This window comes from Planctomycetia bacterium (genome assembly GCA_016795155.1).
Classification (GTDB): domain Bacteria; phylum Planctomycetota; class Planctomycetia; order Gemmatales; family HRBIN36; genus JAEUIE01.
This window is the reverse complement of the sequence record JAEUIE010000050.1, coordinates 121,011-136,264: the sequence shown is the minus strand read 5'-3', so window position 1 is coordinate 136,264 and position 15,254 is coordinate 121,011. Positions and strand designations below refer to the sequence as shown.

The 15,254-nt window shown below is 54.0% G+C and carries 9 protein-coding genes; 4 read left to right on the top strand and 5 right to left on the bottom strand.

Annotated features, from left to right (window positions below):
* Position 1: 1 nt before the first annotated feature.
* The 4 genes from JNJ77_17295 to JNJ77_17280 all read right to left on the bottom strand — a co-directional run bounded on the left by JNJ77_17295 (position 2) and on the right by JNJ77_17280 (position 7,865).
* Positions 2-5,197 carry a discoidin domain-containing protein gene (locus tag JNJ77_17295; GenBank protein ID MBL8824346.1) on the bottom strand — a complete coding sequence of 1,732 codons (5,196 nt, stop codon included), beginning with the start codon at positions 5,195-5,197 and terminating at the stop codon, positions 2-4.
* 183 nt (positions 5,198-5,380) lie between these two features.
* Positions 5,381-6,259, bottom strand: coding sequence for a hypothetical protein (locus tag JNJ77_17290; protein MBL8824345.1), 879 nt, complete (start codon positions 6,257-6,259; stop codon positions 5,381-5,383).
* A 15-nt stretch (positions 6,260-6,274) separates the two neighbouring features.
* On the bottom strand, positions 6,275-7,192 hold the full coding sequence (locus tag JNJ77_17285; protein ID MBL8824344.1) for a DUF1559 domain-containing protein: 918 nt from the start codon (positions 7,190-7,192) through the stop codon (positions 6,275-6,277).
* A 31-nt stretch (positions 7,193-7,223) separates the two neighbouring features.
* On the bottom strand, positions 7,224-7,865 hold the full coding sequence (locus JNJ77_17280; GenBank protein MBL8824343.1) for a hypothetical protein: 642 nt from the start codon (positions 7,863-7,865) through the stop codon (positions 7,224-7,226).
* Between the two features lie 205 nt (positions 7,866-8,070).
* On the opposite strand from JNJ77_17280, the gene JNJ77_17275 reads away from it, so the two are divergent.
* A complete protein-coding gene (locus tag JNJ77_17275) occupies positions 8,071-8,946 on the top strand; it encodes an alpha/beta hydrolase (protein ID MBL8824342.1) in 876 nt (291 codons plus the stop codon).
* A 212-nt stretch (positions 8,947-9,158) separates the two neighbouring features.
* A complete protein-coding gene (locus JNJ77_17270) occupies positions 9,159-9,407 on the top strand; it encodes a hypothetical protein (protein ID MBL8824341.1) in 249 nt (82 codons plus the stop codon).
* 96 nt (positions 9,408-9,503) lie between these two features.
* Here JNJ77_17270 and JNJ77_17265 read toward each other — a convergent pair whose 3' ends face one another.
* Positions 9,504-11,348 (bottom strand): DUF4139 domain-containing protein, encoded by a 1,845-nt coding sequence (locus JNJ77_17265; GenBank protein MBL8824340.1) that lies wholly within the window; start codon positions 11,346-11,348, stop codon positions 9,504-9,506.
* Between the two features lie 97 nt (positions 11,349-11,445).
* Between JNJ77_17265 and JNJ77_17260 the strand changes: the two genes are divergently transcribed.
* A complete protein-coding gene (locus JNJ77_17260; GenBank protein ID MBL8824339.1) occupies positions 11,446-12,345 on the top strand; it encodes a prephenate dehydrogenase/arogenate dehydrogenase family protein in 900 nt (299 codons plus the stop codon).
* Positions 12,329-15,223 (top strand): phosphoribosylformylglycinamidine synthase subunit PurL, encoded by a 2,895-nt coding sequence (gene purL, locus JNJ77_17255; protein ID MBL8824338.1) that lies wholly within the window; start codon positions 12,329-12,331, stop codon positions 15,221-15,223. Before JNJ77_17260 ends, purL begins: the two co-directional genes overlap by 17 nt.
* Positions 15,224-15,254 lie beyond the last annotated feature (31 nt).

Sequence of the window (15,254 nt, the reverse complement as noted above, 5' to 3'; positions counted from 1 at the left end):
CCTAATGCTTATGCCCCTCACCCTTAAACATCTCATTATCCGGTTTGCCTTGGGAGAGTAGATAAGCCAGCAGGTCGAGAATCTCATCGCGAGATAGCGTATCGAGCAAGCCCTTGGGCATGGTGGAAACATTTGACTTCTGCTTCTGCTCCACATCACTCTTTTTCAAGATCATCGGCTCCGCCTTGACCAGCGGGTTTTCAATGATCTTGTAACTCTCAGGCGTTTCCTCCAGCACGATGGCGGTGATGGTTTTGCCATCGATGGTAGCAAACGTCCAAGTCTGATATTTTTCATTGATCTGATGCGAAGGCTCTACGATATTTCTGAGCACGTCGGCTGGTTTCCACTTGGGATCAAGCTGGAACAGATCAGGAGCAAAGTTGTTGCCCACGTTTTCAAGCCGATGGCACGCCTGGCAGGTCGCTACCTTGAACATCTGCTTGCCGTTACTGAAAGAGCGTCCCCCTTTCAAATCGACCAGCAGTGGTTCCAGGTCGGCATACTTCCATTCCGTGCGAGGCCGACGATCCTTCAACATGGCATCCTTGATGGTAATCGGATGTGCTGCAAGATAGGCATCAGGCCCGGTCTGGTATCCTTCCAGATCGTTCACCACATAGAGTGCTGCATACATCCTGCGCCAGTGGCCGGGGTAGGTGCAGACAATGGGATACACGCCGGGCGCTTTGGGTGCAGTGAAACTCAGCCGCTGGGATTCGCGTGGCTGCAACAGTTTGCTGGCCAGCAGAATCTTGTCGGAAGGCGGAACGAACTGCCTGTTGGCGGCTTCGGGCGAAGTGGCCATTGCCTCCGCTGCTTCACCAATGGTCTCCAGTGTCCCCGGTTCGCTGATGACCAGGTTATGGGGCATCATGTCGGTGTTTTCAAAAATGAATTCGACCGGCTTGCCGGATTGCACTACAATCACGTCCTTGTCGTACGACATGCGTTCGAGCAATGTGCCGATACGGATGACACGCACGCCCAAGTCCAAGAGTTCCTTACGGAAAGGTCGGGTTTGGTCTGCAGGCAACAGCGTTGTCAGTGAATCGGCCAGTTCCATGGCCAGGCTGCCACTCGTTCCGGTTCGCTGATTGACGGGAATGGCTTTAAGAATCTTGAGCGTCTGTTCCAGCAGTGGCTTTGCCTGATCCACCGGCCAGGTGTTCTTTGGCAAGCGCAATATTGCCTGCATGGCTGCGGATTGATCAGCAGGGCTTTGCAGCAGCCGTTTGGCGAGTGTTTCAAACGTCTTCTTCTCGTGACCACGCACTGTGGTGAGAGCCAGCATGACCGCGCCCCGAAGCTGTGCCTGTGGATCGTGTGGAGCAATGGTGTGAGTGACCATCTTCTCTGGTCCGGGCTGTGCCGTCTTCTGCCAGACTGGCTGCTTCTGATCATTCAGCACCGTAATAGTGTAGCCATCCAACCTGCGGTAGAATTTGTCCTCGGTACGGTTGTAGATGATAATGCTCTCAATGGGCTGTTCCGACCCGAGGTCGAGTTCCCACCAGGGGTTGCTGCCATTTTCGGGTGTGTGCGTCTGCCCGCCATCGGCATAGCGGCCTGAGGTGTTGCCATCGATGGCACGCGAAGCTGCTCCGCCGTGTGCCGTGGCACTTTGCGTGGCCTTGCCGGTGCGGGCAATATTCTTGCCTTGCGAGGTGACTTCCACTTCAGCAAGCGTCAGGGTTTTGTTCTTGCCTGGGATTTCAATGCGAACGAAACGGCCGGCTGGCGGAGCCAGCTTGGTGGAGGTGCCCGATTTGTTCAGTACATCCATCAACTCGTTGTAGGCTTCTTCCCGTAAGCTGCCATCGCTGAGCAAACTGGTAGCAGTCGCCAGATCAATCTCAGCCGACACGCGGTCTTTGGCATCAGCCACTAACTTCCAGGCGGAATGCACATGCCCATCCACCGTCATAAGGGCAACATAACCCACTTGGCGGATGACAGGCTGACGAGCGGTCAGAGCCAGTTGCATGAGCTGCGGCCGGATTTCCTTCAGTTCATCCGCCTTGCGGCCCGCCAGCAGGCGAACCAGGTCGAAGAAAATGCTGGTATCGCTCAGGTTCTTCTCCTGGTCGAGTTGTGTCAAAGTTTCTACCAAAAGCGCCGCAGGTGAACGATGGAACATGCGGGTGAGATTACGCAAGGCATCCAAACGATAGTCATCCTGAATGCCAGGCCGCGTCAGCAGTTCCCGGCACACATCAGCATTGCGTTCCATCTTCAGAAGCAGCGTGTTGTTCATGTTGCGGACGAGGAAGCGGTTGCCGATGTGCGTTCGCATCTTGAAAGGCTTCCCCAATGCCAGATGCCGTTTCCAGATTGGCTCCAGAGTCCGCATGGTTTCCTGGCACACAAACGTCAAATACTGATCCATCGGCTGCTGCTGAATGAGGAGCGGAATTTCGACTGCTTCGGGATCGGTCAGAAAGCTGGCAGCACGTGCCACTTCCAGGCGTACCCGCGGATCAGGATCGCTGCACAGACTATGCAACGCGGTCAACGTACTGACAGGCCACTCGAATTCGGGGCCACGGTAGACGAGGTCAGAGCGATTCGGGGTTGAGTCATTTATTTTGGCATTTTGACGTTCCATGGTTTTAATCTTTTCGTTGAACTCTTCCAGCTCTTTCTTCGCAACTTGCGGGTCAATTCTTTTTGAATTTGTTTTGGAGTTTGACTGCCCGTTCTTTTCAGGCGGCTTGCCAGGTACTTCATCATAATTGGCCGGATACCTGTCGCGCCAATAACAGAGAACTCGCACCGCACCGGCGCGCACATGCCCATGCTGCGACTTCATCAGCCGATGCACCAGTTGCGAAAACACCGTGTTATGCTGCTGGAACAGCCAGAGGATTTCGAGTTCTTCCTGAGCATGGTCGCCAGGCTTCTGGAACAGTGCATCGAGCCACGCGGTAGCGGCTTTCAACACTTCATCTGTCTTGCGTGAAGACAGTTCCACGCGGGTCCGGTACCTCACCCGCTCTTCCGGATGGGTCAGTAGTTGGAGCAGTTTTTCAATCGGCTCACCGGCAACACTCACTTTCTCCGACAACGGCCTGCCTTCATACGTCACCCGGTACACGCGACCATGCGTGCGGTCGCGATTGGGGTCGCGCAGATTATGCTGCATGTGGCCGATGATGGGATTGTGCCAGTCGCAGAAATAGATCGCGCCATCGGGTCCCATCTTAATGTCGGCTGGCCGGAAGTTCGGATCGCTTGACGACAGTAGCCTGGTATCTTCAATCCCCTCAATGCTGGCGCCCTTATCCCGCAGCTTGTACATCAGGATGCCCTGGTAGCCAATGACATTCAGCACCAGCAGGTTGCCTTGCAGCTCATCGGGAAAGTGTTTGCTGCTGAGAATCTCCATGCCGGAGCAAGGCCGCGTCCACTGCTGATAAACCTGTGGAGGCTGGCGGTGCTTGTTCGGATATTCCATGTAGCCACTGAAGAGGGCCGCATGGTACGGATTGGAACCGGTGCCATCGACGACGATGTCCCGCCCCCATTTATCGAAGACGTGGCCATGCGGGTTAGCGAAGCCGTACGATATGTAGGTCTCAAACTTCTGCGTGCGGGGTTCGTAACGGAACACACCCGCATTGGCACAGCGCACCGGAGCTGTGTAAGGTGTTTCAACCGAAGTATGATGGAAGGTGCCTTCCTGGAAATAGAGGGCGCCATCGGGGCCGAACACAAAGCTGTTGGCGGTGTGATGCGTATCTGCTGAGTCGATACCGCTCAGGACAATTTCCTTGGAATTATATTTGTCATCGCCGTTGGTATCTTTCAGGAAAACGACGTTCGGGGCCTGAGCGACCATCACGCCGCCGTTGTAGAACTCGAAGCCGGTGGGGTTGTGCAGATCGCCCGCGAAGACAGTGCGTTTATCCGCTTTGCCATCGCCATCGGTATCTTCCAGAATGAGCAGCGTGTCATTCATCGCCTCGGTTGGCTTCCAGTGCGGATACGTCTGCCAAGTGGCAACCCACAGCCGGCCTTTGGTATCGAACTGCATCTGCACCGGGTTGATCAGTTCCGGGAACATTTTCTCATCTGCAAAGAGATTGACCTTAAAGCCCTTGGCAATCTTCATGCTTTGGATGGCTTCCTCGCCGCTGAGGAACAGGTGCTGCCCGTTGGGGCCTTTGCCCGGCTTGTTGCTGATGACCGGAATAAACGCGGGCAGGTTGCTGTCATCCACCTTGGCAGGCTTGTTCTGTGCCACGCTCCAGACATGCTTGTCGCGGTTGGCGGTCATCACATCGAGCACTTCCATTTCCCGCTGAGCCACCTCGCGGTTAGTCTGGTCGTTGACGAACTTCAGATCAGCCCGCCCGCCATAAATCGAATAGCCATCGGTAGTGCGGTAACGCTGGAACCAGTAGAAATTCTTGTCGTTGATGGCGGTTCGCAGCTTCTCCAGGTATTCCGTTTCATGGGTGATCGAGCTGGCTAAGAGAGACTTTTCAATCGACTCTGCCATCACCTTGTCACCATGCTCATTCAGATGAATGCCATTGATGGTCAGTGGCAGTTTCTTGTGGCCATACTCCGTCTGACTGCTGGTGAACAAATCGACGAAAGTAATGCGATGGCGGGCGGCGGCCTGCTGCATCGCTTCGGTGTAGAGTTTCAATCGCTCATTATTGGCTTTGCCATCAGGCAGGTTCGGCGAGTTGAGGTTTTCATGGGCCAGTGGCGAGAAGAGCACCAGCCGGGGCGACGATTTGCCGTTGTACTTCTGGCTGAGCGTGTGGGTGATGAACGTATCGAGTTCCGATTTGAATGCCGCAAGTCCATCCTTGCCCGCAAACGATTCGTTGTAGCCGAAGAACGCAAAGACCACGTCGGCTTTACATTTCGTGAGCCATTCATCAGGCGTGCCGAAACTCGCTGATCGCAAACGAGTAGTCAGTGTATCTCCCGCAAAACCCAGGTTACGCACGATCAGTTGATGTTCCGGGTACCGGCTGTGCAGGAGAGTTTCCAGCCAACCCATATGCTGCATCCGGTCTGCGGTATTGTTACCGATGAAGCAGATATGATCGCCGGGCTTCAATTCGAACTGAACCGGTGCAGTATCCTGCGATAAGGCTACACTGGTAGTTTCAGGCGACGGAGAGAAAAGACAGGCACACAAAACGGCGAGACAACCAGCCAGCGACAACCACTTCATGGATAAACTCTCGGCAGGAGAACGTGCGGTGGGAAAGGTTAGTTTACAGGATAGGCGATGCAATCGCTATCCCTTTGTGGGTTCTCTGCCTCGGTTGCATCGTAGGATGCCGTCGCCGCGCTAAGGCTTCTTGGCATTGGTATTCTCGCGGTTTCAAGCAAAACGCACCATCTATCTAGCGACTTACTTCCCGCCATTCAGCCACGATGTGACAACGGCTGCATAATAGGTTCCGTGCAAAGTGGGCGGATCGCCTGGCTTCACGCCGTATCCACCACTGGCGTGGTGGCATTTTTCAATGAATGCTCGTAGCTCGGTTGGCCTGTCGGGCTGCGCTTCCAATCGCGAAAACAATCGCACGATCCTGTAACACGATTCCAGGTCAGACGTGTCGCCTTGATCGCCGCCAAAGCCGCCATCAACACGTTGCCCTGGTCGAATCATCGCAAGGATGTCGTCTTTGCGTGGCGTAGGCAAACCAAGCCTCTGCCGGGCGACGATGCGAAGCGCGGTCATGCGTGTCATCCCAGGCCCTTTGCCATAGGTGCCATCCGCGTTACGAACTTCCTCGATGATCTGTCCCCAGCGTTCCGCCATGGTGGACCATTGCTGCAACTGTTCCAGCGATGGAGCCACCATGCGAATTTCTTCAAAGTTCTTCGTGTGGGCATCCATGAAGGCCATCCCCGACTTGAGATATGGCTCAACCGGCTGGTTGAGTTCCTTCAGGATCATCAAGGCTACAGAGGTGCTGACTGGATCAGGTTCAATCCCCGGGCGATCCGAGAAGCCCCCTGTTTTGGGAGAGTGACAGTCTTTGAGGAACTGCAATATCTTTTCCGGATGCGGCACCGTAGAGCCATTGAGAGCAAATGCCTTAATGGCGGTGCGCGTTGCACGAATAGAAGGCAAAGCCGTTGGATCGACAACCGGGTTCTTGACGGAGAATGCCCCACATGCATGTTGTTGGGTTTTAAGGAAAGCAATGCTTGTTTCACGATGAGGCTGCTGAGCGCTATCCTGCATCGAAGCGAAAGTCATTGCAATAATTAACAAAACCATTACCGACTCCTGCAATTAATAGCTTGTTTCATCAATGACTTCGCCGCCGTCGCGAGTGACAATGCCTGCGAAGACTTCGCGATCCAGCCCCACTGGCAAAAACCTGACGCCACCATCGCAGAAGAGCACGTTTGCCCCAGCAGGATGAAACGCATAAATGCCCCAGTTGTTGTTGCAGTTGATAGTGCCTGGCCCGCCTGGAGTTTTGCCATCGGCACTCCAGGTGCGGAAGATGGATGACTGATACGATGCCCAAGGCCCCCACCAGTTGGCCCATTGCAGGTTGGCATTCGTGGGTTGCTTCTGCCGCATGATCCAATGATCGGGCCGACCAGCAAACTCTGCCAAAAGCAAGGTATGGGTGATGCCATCGCGGATCGCTGCAAACTTGCGACGGCTATTGTCTCGCATCGCAGGGCATTCCATCGTGTTGGCTGCCGCTGAACGGCGTGGCTCAGGCCACCAGTAGGCATCGACACTGTTGGCAGCGAAATAATCGCCCGCAGCCCCCTCTGCGCCGGTGGGCATATTCATCTGATCAATGATGTTAATTTTCCGGCCATACTCAGCCGTGGGGCAGGCGAAAATCGCAAGAGGCAACTTGATGTAAGGTTGATTGACGGGATCGTAGAAGTTCTTCTTGGTATCATAATCGCGGGAAATGGCCGTTTGCTCGAGATACGTCAGAAGAAGTGGCCCCCACCCTTGAAACGGGGTCACGGTTTGCCGACGGGGAGGCAATGCACCGTAATCGTTGACATATTGATGAAACGCAAGTCCCAGTTGCTTCAGATTGTTGGCACACTGCATGCGATTGGATGCTTCGCGTACACGCTGAATGGCTGGCAACAGCAAGGCCAGCAGCAACGAGATGATGGCAATCACCACCAGAAGTTCAACGAGTGTAAAACCACGCGAAACGCGATATTTCATTCTCATACTCCTGTAGTTGCTGCTCATCGAATTAAGGCTTGAGTTGTTCCACTTTCAGCTGATCAAAATGCGTCTGGGCATCGGCTTTGGTCCAGAGGCCCACACGACCCGGCATGGTAATGGAAGCATCTTCTGCAGTCAGCAGTGCCTTACCATCCAGACTGCATTCGATTTTGTTCCCTGCATGTTTCACAGAAACCGTGTGCCATTTACCCTTGGGTGGCGTCAATTCCTCTTTGGTGGCCAACTGCACGCGTTTGCCGTTGATCACCTTGTAAACCCGGTAGTTGTCTTCCAGTGGATTGAATCGGCAGATGTAGTAATTGTTTGCATCCTGATACCGCCAAACCAGTCCGCCACCTTGATCGAGTTCGCCTGCAATGCATTTCAACTGGACAGAAATGACTCCATCCCGAAACGAACTCTGCTGCAGCGTTGCAATGTTGTAACAGGCATTTGGCGCTTTAGCGGTCTGAGCCAGGGCAAACCCCGAACCCGATGGCGCGCTGGTATCGGCACTCACCTTCCAGATACTCCCTTTGCCTTCCCCCGTCTGTGATGCTTCCCAGCCAGCAGGCAATCGTCCCGCATCATCTTTGGAAAACGTAACCGATTCACCCGTGTACGGCGTAATTGAGATGCATGCAAGAGTAATCATCGAGTAAAATAGCATGGCTGCTTATCTCGTTGAGAATTTGGAATGAAACACATTCTAATTGCTGCCGCAATCATTGCCATTAGTTTTGTGAGGAATGAGCAATATGGAATGGTCAGGAGAACATTCGGAGATCATTCCACAACATCGGACGTTTCAAAGAGGCCAACCGACCATCTTCCACTTACAATCTCCACAACTCCATTTCCCACGAGGTTCAACCATGTACGCAAAATACACGCTATGGTTATTGCTGGCAGGCTTGATGAGCCATGCTACAGCGATCAGTGCGGATGATGCGCCGGTCAAAAAGTCGGTACAGGCTGCTGATGGCGTCAATATCTACTGCGAAGTCACCGGTAAAGGCGAAACCACGCTGTTGTTCCTGCATGGCTGGTGTGGCGACCATGAATACTGGAAGCACCAGGTCAAGGAGTTTGCACCACAATATCAGATTGTCACTATTGACCAGGCCGGGCATGGCGAATCAGGCAAGAACCGTACTGACTGGACTATCGACAGCCTGGCTGGCGATGTGGAAGCAGTGGTCAAGCAACTGGGCCTCAAGCGCGTGATCCTGATTGGCCACTCCATGGGCGGCCCGGTATCGCTGGCTGCTGCCAAGCGTATGCCTGGCAAAGTGGTTGCGGTAATCGGCGTGGATACCCTGCAGAATGTCGAGTTCCAGATGCCCAAGGAAATTGTTGAACACTTCACCAAACAGTTTGAAACCGATTTCGGCGGAACGCTCAAGAACGCCATTGGCAGTATGCTGACCGCCAATGCTGATGCGGAATTGAAGCAATGGATTACTACACGAGCTTTGGCACAGGATCAGAAGATGGCTGCCAGCCTGATGAAAAATCTGATGAGCCAGGATCCCAAGACTCTGCTGAAAGAAGCCAAGGTACCCGTCCGCTGTATCAATTCTGCAGGAGGTTTCCAGTTGCACACTCCCACTGCGGTTGACATTAACAAGAAATATGCTGACTACAACGCAGTCACCATCCCCGAAGTGGGGCACTACCCCATGCTGGAAAAGCCCAAGGAGTTTAACCAGAAATTGCAGGATGTACTGAAAGAGTTTGCGAAGGAATAGGCTGTGGGACTCGTTTCCAACGTGTCATGAATAGATGACACGTTGGGACGTTTCAAATTTTCTTATGGATGCAATACCATCATCTCATTTTGAGCCTGATTACCTTGATCTTTAACCTATTCACCAGGTTCTTATTCCATTGTTAATTCAAGAGAATATTCATTAATCTCCAGTAATATCATACGATGTCTACATACGTTCAGGAGAATACATTGCACACTGCAACTGACGCAGATCGGCATCGCATTCAGGAGATCATCCTGGCTTACTTTGAATTGTTCGACAAGAAATCGTTCACGCGCAGACAGGTCTGCGATGCAGTGTTAGCTGATCGCGAAATGCCACGAGTTACTGACATGAACACGCTGGTCCTCGAAGTGTTTGATAAAATCCGTGGTGCACAACTGATTCAATCGGTGGGTGGAACAGAAGAAAACGAGAAATTCAAACTGGCGTCATAAAATAGACGCAAAGTAATTTGAAGGGCTGCGCCGTAATAAGAAACCCCTCACCCTCAGCCCCTCTCCCCGAGGGGGAGAGGGGAGGAATTGAATACTCTACTTGGTCAGCGCTCCCACCTGCAACTGGCGGTCGAGTTCCATCTTGAACTGATAGGTAATCGCCATCGCCTTTTCGCCAAAGGTGTTGGGGGCAACCGTTACATCCCAGCGGAGCAGATTTTTGGAACGTTCTTCCCGCTCGTACAGCGTATCCTTGCAGATGTCCGGGCTGGTCTTCGTGACATTGATGTTGATTGCTTCGGTTTCTGATTGAGGCAGACGATCCCAGACCTGCACACTGACTGGTTCAGTCTTGTAGCTGCTGATCAGGATGCGGTAATCGTACTGCAATTCCTGGTTGGCACCTTTCATCTTGCGAATCTTGTCGACCAGCTTGCGATTGACCTGCAGTTGTGGATCAACACCAAAGCCAACGGTAAATCGTTCGCCGATCGCGACGAGGTTCAACTGGGTGCGACCTACGAAGTCGGTGCCTTGATACATGGTAGCTTCGCCGGGAAGCAGAACCATTTCGCTCTTGTTGGTGAGATTCGCCAGGCGATAGACATGTTTGGTGAGCACGGGAATTGCCTTGTAGTAGTAGTCTGGTGATAAGGTGAGCTTGGCCACCTCTACTACCTGTTCATCATGTCGGCTGGGGATGGAGATGCCGCTGGGCAGCTTGTAGGTAACAGTGGGACCTTCGGAGGCTCCGCCGAATGCATCGTTGACAGCTACCTGCATTTCTTCTTCCTTGGTGGTCAAGAGTTGCAGGCTTTGCTCTGCAGCAGCTGCTTCGTTCCACAAGGTGTTGGCCGCCTGGAAATTCTTTTTGTTGACTTCAAGCTGTGCACGGTAACGGTTGTCGCGAGCACTGCTGAGTTTTTCCTGGGGAGTGTTGTTGGCTGATTGAGGTTCTGGCGCCTGTGCCTGGCCTTGCTGACCGAAAGAAAGTTGATTGCCAGCGATGGTAACATTGCCCTTGCCACCACCCTGCCCTGGCATGGGGACAACATTCATGGCCAATGCACGAAGTTCTGGCGGGGCAGCATTGAGCATAGGCTGCGCGGTGGAAAGGGTGATCGTGACATTAGACCATTCTTCACCCGATTGCTGACGGATAGCTGCCAGATATTCCACCTGCACTGCTTCCTTTTCCTTGCCTGCCCGGAATTTGTATTGCGGAGACCAGCTTGCCTGGCTGACTAAATAGTTGAGACGGATTCTGGCAGGTGCCTGGTTGGCCTTGTTGATGGTGATGACCGCATCGCGTTCGGTGCGGTTGGTGCCTCCAGCTACTTCGCTCAGTTTGCGGGCAAGGAATTGATCTGCTTCCTGGTTGACCTGGATCATTTGCCTGAGCTTGGCAAGTTCATCCGACTTGGTGGCACGGGTTTCCATGATGTACTTGGAAAGGGATATGGTCTGATCGGCGCTCAGCAAACCTTTTTCAGTGAGATGCTGCATGGTCGCGCCGGTGAAGCCTTCCAGCTTGACCAGCAGTGCGAGGTTATCCGTCAACACCTTCTGCTTGGCTTCCATTTCCTGCTTGCTTATCGCCAGCTTCTTGCGCTCTTCGTTCAGTTTTTTGACTTCTTCACGTACATCCTGCTCGATGGCACGGGTGCGGTAGCGTGTAGTGAGAATGCGAACGCCATCGTTACCTTCGGAATAGAGTGTGCCATCGACCACCTGGGGAGGCAGCGGATTGACGACCAGTTCCATCAGGCCGGTGCCTTCGGGAACATCAACATCGCGGCTGATCAGGGCGCTGGCGGTATACACCGTAACATGCGCGACCCGACTTTTGACTTCCTTGACAGGCGTGTTGGCTTCACCAGCCTGCAGCGTACACCAGCGTAAACAGACCAGGACCGCGGCAAGACAGAACAGACGTTTCATATCAAGCTCCTTGTATGGTTCATCAACTATGACGAATCATGCTGCGTGTTCGATTGTACCAAATGACTTTCCTTCATGAGCAGTGCCTGCTGAAGGCATGTGGCGCGCGCGAGTTGAACAACCATTCGCCAGCAGGCGGGTGAGGTCATACATCAACAAGATGATGGATACGCTGGCAATTGTGGGGGTGGGTCTACTGGGCGGTTCGCTCGCTCTTGCGGTGAAAGAACGCAAACTGGCACACAGGATTATCGGCATCTCACGAAGTTGTGAATCGCTGACTATAGCCCAGCAGCGAGGCATGATTGATGAAGGCTACCTGGAGTTCCCTCAAACTCTTGAACAAGCCACGCTGGCTATTGTGTGCACGCCGGTCGATTCGGTAGTTCCTCTTGCCATCACATTGCTTGAGCGGTTTCCCAAACTGGTAGTAAGTGATGTTGGTAGCACCAAGGCAGACATTGTTGCTGCGATTGATCGTTCCTGGACGTATGCCAAGCGATTTGTTGGTGGACATCCTTTGGCGGGATCAGAAAAAAGCGGACCGGAACATGCATCATCATCACTATTTCAAAACAGGCTGATGTTTCTGACACCAACCGATTTTTCCAGCAGCTCGACTCTCAAACTCCTGACTGATTTGTGGCAAAACCTGGGCAGCAAGGTGGTCGAGATCAACGCTGTCGAACACGATGCCATCATGGCTATGACCAGCCACCTGCCTCACATTGCCTCCTTTGCCCTGGCGGGCATCATCACTGAAGAACACATGCCCTACAGTGGCACCGGCCTGCGTTCCATGACCCGGTTGGCTGGTGGCGACCCGACTATGTGGACTGCCATTGTCATGAGCAACAGGCAACATCTGCAAACGGGCGTGAACCAGTTGCAGCAATGGCTGGCACGCTTTCAACAGGCGCTCGAAAACGGAAACGCCTGCGAACTGAATCAATTGTTCCATGAAGGAAGAAAGGTTCACCATGCTCTGGGAAGTTGAAGTTTCCTCCAGGCTTCGCGAGGATGACTCAGCAGCACGACAACTGGCCAGCCTGCTGCGTGAGAAAACCGGAACAGACCCGGGTGAAATTTATTCCAGCCGCATCTTCCTGGTAAGCGGTCTCGATCAGGATGGCATTCGCAAAGTAACAGACAGGCTGTTGACCGATACGACCGTGGAATCCGCCATCATCAGCCCGCCTGCAAAAAGCCATGCCGTCAGCACGCTGACCGTGTTGCCCAAGCCTGGCGTGATGGACCCTGCTGCTGCCAGCGTGGAGTTTGCGGTTACTCAGTTGGGGCTGCCTCGTGTTCAGGTGCGCTCGGGTATGCGTTTCCGCTTTTCACCGGAACAACAGGCACTGGCTAAGAAGGCACAATCATGGGTTGCCAACGATGCTATCGAACAAGGCATTTATGGTCCATTGCCGGAAAGCCAGTGGAAAGCTGCTGGTTCATCATACACGTTCCATCGTACCAGCATTCACATGCGAACGATGACGGATGCCCAGCTCATCGAGGTCAGTCGCAAAGGCCAGCTGGCGTTGACGCTGGAAGAAATGCAGACGGTTCAACAGCATTTTCAGTCGTTGGACCGCGACCCGACGGATATCGAACTGGAAACGATTGCCCAAACCTGGTCGGAGCATTGTTCGCACAAGACGTTGAAAGGGCGGATTGTCTTTACTGCAGTCGATGGCAGCACGCGGCGTTATGAAAATCTGCTCAAGCAAACCATCTTCGCCGCGACGCAGGAAATAAGGCACAAGTTGGGGGGGAACGATTGGTGCGTCAGCGTCTTTGTCGATAATGCCGGTATCGTGAAGTTCCATGAACAGTTTCATGCCTGCATCAAGGTGGAAACGCACAACCGCCCGTCGGCCATTGAGCCGTACGGCGGCGCGAGCACAGGCATTGGTGGCGTGATTCGCGATGTGCTTGGCACGGGCCTGGGTGGCAAGCCGGTAGCGAACACTGATGTGTTCTGCTTCGCCCCACCTGATTATCCTGATGAGAAGTTGCCGCCGGGTGTGTTGCCTCCGCGGCAGGTCATGCAGGGGGTGGTGAGCGGCGTGCGCGATTATGGCAACCGCATGGGCATTGCCACCGTCAATGGTGCAGTGCATTTCGATGAACGGTACCTGGGCAACCCGCTTGTTTTCTGCGGCACCATTGGGCTGATACCGGTTGGTATGGAGAGCAAAGCGGCCAAGCCGGGCGACCTGATTGTGGCGATAGGTGGGCGTACTGGTCGCGATGGTATTCACGGTGCTACTTTTTCTTCAGCGGAACTGACCGATCAATCGGACAAAGTTTCCGGCGGCGCGGTGCAGATTGGCAATGCCATCACCGAAAAAATGCTGCTCGATGTGCTGCTGGTGGCTCGTGATCGCAATCTGTATCGAGCAGTGACCGATTGCGGCGCTGGAGGCTTTTCGAGCGCCGTGGGCGAAATGGGCGCTGACCTGGGTGCGGTGGTGCACCTGGAGCGGGCACCGCTCAAATATTCTGGGCTGAGCTACACCGAAATCTGGATCAGCGAAGCCCAGGAACGGATGGTGCTGGCGGTGCCACCCGAAAACTGGAGCGAAATGGAAAAGCTCTGCCACAGTGAGAATGTCGAAGCGGTGGTGCTCGGCGAATTCAAGAACACCGGCAAGCTGGAACTCTTCTATCACGGACAACAGGTTGGCATGCTCGACATGCACTTCCTGCACGATGGCAGGCCACCGATCATCAAGCAGGCCACCTGGTCGCCACCGGCCATCAGGGAACTCACGGCCCAGCGTACCGTGCTGGATTTCACGAGCGACCTGCTCACGCTGCTCAGCCATCCGACTATTGCGAGCAAAGAAGCGATCATTCGGCAATACGATCATGAAGTTCAGGGTGGCAGTGTCATCAAGCCGCTGGTGGGTATGCATCACGATGGCCCGGGCGATGCATCGGTGATTGCTCCGGTGCATGGATCAGTTGCTGGCCTGGCGGTGGGTTGTGGACTTTGTCCGCAGTTTGGCGATCTCGATCCCTACTACATGGCACTGGCTGCGGTGGATGAAGCGGTTCGCAATGTCGTTTGCGTGGGGGCTGATCCCAAGCAGACTGCGGTGCTCGATAACTTCTGCTGGGGCAACACTGATCGCCCTGAAGTGCTGGGTGCACTGGTTCGTGCTGCGGAAGGTTGCCGCGATGCAGCACTGGCTTACGGCGTTCCGTTTATCAGCGGCAAAGATAGCCTCAAGAACGAATATCAGGGTGCTGATGGCACCCGCATTGTCATTCCGCCCACGCTGCTCATCACCGCGCTGGGTAAAGTGCAGGATGTCACCCGCTGCGTAACCATGGATTTGAAGAAGCCTGGCCACAAGCTCTATCTGGTGGGAACTACCCGCGAAGAACTGGGCGGTTCGCATTATCATCAGATACATCGCATGGCATCGAACAGCGTGCCCAAGGTCAATCTGGAACAGGCACCACTGATGATGCTGAAGGTACACGATGCTATCCGTCACCGGATGGTTGCAGCCTGCCATGATCTTTCCGAAGGTGGTCTGGCTGTGGCCCTCGCTGAAATGTGCATGGCTGGCGGATTCGGCGCGATTGTACATACGAATGCCATTCCGGTGGAAGGCAGCGACACGCCTTCGCTGGAAGCACTGCTCTTTGGCGAAAGCCCGACACGGTTTCTGCTGGAAGTTCCATTTGAATGGGAACGGAGCCTGAGTATCCTGATGGGAGACTTGCCCTGTGCCTGCATCGGCCAGGTTTCCGATCAACGGAGGCTGACCATTTTTGGTTCGCCTTCGGATACGCTGCTGGTGAACGTGGGCATTGATGAGCTGAAAGCAGCTTGGCAAAATACCCTGCGCGCCTGCTGAAAGCTGTGGCAGGGTTATTCGGTACTCCGAA

What these genes read in the sequence shown, in the direction of transcription:
- JNJ77_17290 (MBL8824345.1), bottom strand. Translation starts at nt 6,259, where the DNA reads ATGGTTTTGTTAATTATTGCAATGACTTTCGCTTCGATGCAGGATAGC.
- purL (MBL8824338.1), top strand. Translation starts at nt 12,329, where the DNA reads ATGCTCTGGGAAGTTGAAGTTTCCTCCAGGCTTCGCGAGGATGACTCA.
- JNJ77_17275 (MBL8824342.1), top strand. Translation starts at nt 8,071, where the DNA reads ATGTACGCAAAATACACGCTATGGTTATTGCTGGCAGGCTTGATGAGC.
- JNJ77_17260 (MBL8824339.1), top strand. Translation starts at nt 11,446, where the DNA reads ATGTGGCGCGCGCGAGTTGAACAACCATTCGCCAGCAGGCGGGTGAGG.
- JNJ77_17280 (MBL8824343.1), bottom strand. Translation starts at nt 7,865, where the DNA reads ATGCTATTTTACTCGATGATTACTCTTGCATGCATCTCAATTACGCCG.
- JNJ77_17265 (MBL8824340.1), bottom strand. Translation starts at nt 11,348, where the DNA reads ATGAAACGTCTGTTCTGTCTTGCCGCGGTCCTGGTCTGTTTACGCTGG.
- JNJ77_17295 (MBL8824346.1), bottom strand. Translation starts at nt 5,197, where the DNA reads ATGAAGTGGTTGTCGCTGGCTGGTTGTCTCGCCGTTTTGTGTGCCTGT.
- JNJ77_17285 (MBL8824344.1), bottom strand. Translation starts at nt 7,192, where the DNA reads ATGAAATATCGCGTTTCGCGTGGTTTTACACTCGTTGAACTTCTGGTG.